The following is a 3225-nucleotide window of genomic DNA, read 5'->3' on the forward strand; positions in this document are numbered from 1 at the left end:
GGGCCACCTGAGCCTCGAACATCTCATGCACGCACGCCTCATCAGCAAAGGCAACCGCCGTGTCATTCCACTCCTGCAGCAGAAGACGGCGCTCCCGCGGACCCACCAAATCGAGGCGGCCGACAGGGGATGCCGCGTCCGCAACGAAGCCACGCAACACCGCTTCGAGATAGCCGGCGTGACGTTCGATCGTCGACGCATCAAACAGTGCCGTCGCATAGCCCAGAGCGCCGACGATCTCATCACCGTCCTCCCCCAGAGCCAGATCGAGATCGAACTTCGCGACCTCATACTCCGTATCGACCGGCGACACGGAAAGACCATGAAGCGTCGTGGAAGCAACAACATCCTCGTTCTCCCAGGAGAACATCACCTGGAACAACGGAGTGTGGTCGAGGCGACGGGCAGGTTGAACGATCTCGACAACCTGCTCGAAGGGAAGGTCCTGATTATCCTGCCCCGACACAACCTTCGAACGAACCTGCGACAGAAGCGTCTCGACGTCAGGTGATCCCGAAAGATCAATCCGCAGCGCAAGCGTGTTCACGAAGAAGCCGATCAGGCCCTCCGTTTCCGTCCGGCCACGGTTCGCAACAGGCGTGCCGACAACAACATCGTCCTGGCCCGACAGTCGCGACAGAACACTCGCCCACGCCGCCAAGACCGTCATGAACAACGTCGTCCCGTGCCGAACACTCAGCGCCTTCAACTCACGTGTCAGTTCACGGTCGAACCGAACACCCACACGAGCGCCCGCGAAGGATCGCTGCGGCGGGCGCGCCCGATCCGTCGGCAGCGTCAGCAACGCCGGCGCGTTCGCCAGTTCAGAACCCCAGTATCTCGCCTGCGACGCCTGACGTTCTCCCGACAGCCATTCGCGCTGCCACACCGCATAGTCCGGGTATTGCACATGCAGCGCCGGCAGCGGGTCTTCCTCGCCCCGCACGAACGCCGCATACAACATCCGCAGCTCACGCAGAAAAACCTCAACCGACCAGCCGTCCGAAACAATGTGGTGCTGCGTCACGGCAAGAACATGCTCTTCGTCGCCAAGCCGGATCAGCCGGCCCCGGACAAGCGGGCCACGCGCCAGATCGAACGGGGCACCCGCCGTTTCCCTGCAAAGCTCTGCCAGGCGCGCCGGCGCCTCATCGTCGCCGCGAAGATCATCCACGACCAACCCGAAGCCAGCATCCGCATCCAGAAGCTCGACATGCGGCTCGCCGCCTTCGGCGACAAACACGCTACGCAGCCCCTCATGACGCGCCCACAACCTGTCAAGGCTGCGACGGAGCGCCACGCGATCAAGGGGCCCACGCAGGCGCAAGACCAGCGGAATGTGATAACTCGCGTTGACCCCGTCCAACTGCCCCAAGAACCACAGACGCTGCTGCGCGAACGACAAAGGCAGCACGCCCCCGCGATCAACAAGCCTGATCGCCGGCAGCAGCTCCCGACCGGACCCGCCGACCAGGTCAGCCACCACCGCGGCCATGTCCACCAACACCGGCTGAGCAAAAACCTTCGCCAGCGTCAGCTCCACACCGAACTCCCGCCGAACCCGACTGACAAGCCGCACCGCCAGGAGCGAGTGCCCGCCGAGAGTGAAGAAACTGTCACGCCGCCCGATCCGCTCGACGCCCAGCAACTCGCTCCACAGGCCGGCCAGCAACGTCTCGACCTCACCCACCGGCGCCTCACCGACACCACGCGCATACGCCTCACCCGCAGGCGCCGGCAACCCCCGACGATCCACCTTCCCATTCGGCGTCAACGGCAACACGTCAAGCACCACAAACGCCGCCGGAACCATATGCACCGGCAAACGCGACAACAAAAACGAACGCAACTCCGCCGCAAACTGACTCACTTCTTCGAACTTTGAGGGCTTATTCACAAAATTCGTGTACTCGCCCGCGACATGCTGCGGCAGATAGACATCTGTCAGCGCAGAAGACTTCTGCGGCAAGAAGACAATGTCCAACTCCCCGTACTGCGATCTCTGAGACCACGTCGCAACGACACGATGACGTGTTCTTCTGCCGAGCGAACTGAAACTCTCAACGGAAACAAGGTAAGGGCCGGTGTTCTCGATATACCTTGAGAGATCCGACCCATCATAGTCGGCGATGAGAAGCAGATCGTCCCACAATCGTGCGTTCGGAACGTTGCAGAAGCGGACGCCATTCGGGTGGCTCGCCGCCACAGCTGCAAATGACTCGATGTCCTTTATGCCATCGCCCCAGAAGAACTTGGGTAGCTCCGCTGCAGAACTTTGTTGTCCGACGCCCTTCCTCAGGACAACGTCATAGCGGTACCGGGTCAACTCGTTGGACGCCAACCCTTGCTTGACGCGAATGTCAAGCCCAGAAATGCCGTCGACAACGCTTTGCAGCGCAACAAAGAAGCGTGGATCCAGTACAAGTTCTTTCTCCAGCAGGAGACGCCGCTCAACAGCCGAGCGGATGGACTCAGGCACCATCGACTCTGTTGCGTTCATCAGCTCGATGGCAGTGCAGAAAGTCCGATGCAGCGGCAGACTGCGGATGTCGCCCAGGAACACTGTGCCGTTGGGGCCCAAGAGGTTCATCGCCTGACGTACGACATCAACCAGATACTCAGGAGTCGGAAAATACTGCGCAACCGAGTTGATCACCACAGTATCGAATGAGCCTGCGGGTAGCCCATCAGCTACATTCGCCTGCTGGCAACGAAGATGAGTGCGGCGTGACAAGTTCGGTATTGCGGCAACCTGATCCCGCAGCCTGTCGATGACTCTTTGAGAAAAGTCGATACCCCAATATTCCGTGCACCGAGGGGCAAGGCGCGAAAGGAGCAACCCTGTGCCAACTCCGATTTCCAGAACTTTCTTCGGGTGAAGTTCCAGAATTCTGGCGACAGTGGCATCACGCCACTCTTCCATTTCGCCCAATGGGATCGGCTGACCATCATAACTGCTGTTCCAGCCATGGAAATCCTCGCCAAGAGGAGCTGATGACTGTTTACTGTTTTCTTCTTGGTAAACTTGTTCCCACACTGCCACTGCTTGACTCTCGCGCTCCACATCCCGGCCTGAGGTGGATGCCGGGACCACGTAGGCGACGAGGCGTTTGTCGCCTGGTGTGTCCTCGCGCGCCACAACCAGCGCCTCGCGCACGTCGGCGTGCGCCGTCAACTGCGCCTCGATCTCGCCCGGCTCTATCCGGAAACCGCGGATCTTCACCT

The 3225-nt window shown here is 60.6% G+C and carries 1 protein-coding gene; it reads right to left on the reverse strand.

All coding sequences use genetic code 11. The features are described from left to right. A partial coding sequence (locus E1166_RS30005) for a class I SAM-dependent methyltransferase (RefSeq protein WP_165944465.1) occupies positions 1–3225 on the reverse strand: 3225 nt, incomplete at both ends.

Source organism: Micromonospora sp. KC213, assembly GCF_004348325.1.
GTDB lineage: Bacteria > Actinomycetota > Actinomycetes > Mycobacteriales > Micromonosporaceae > Micromonospora.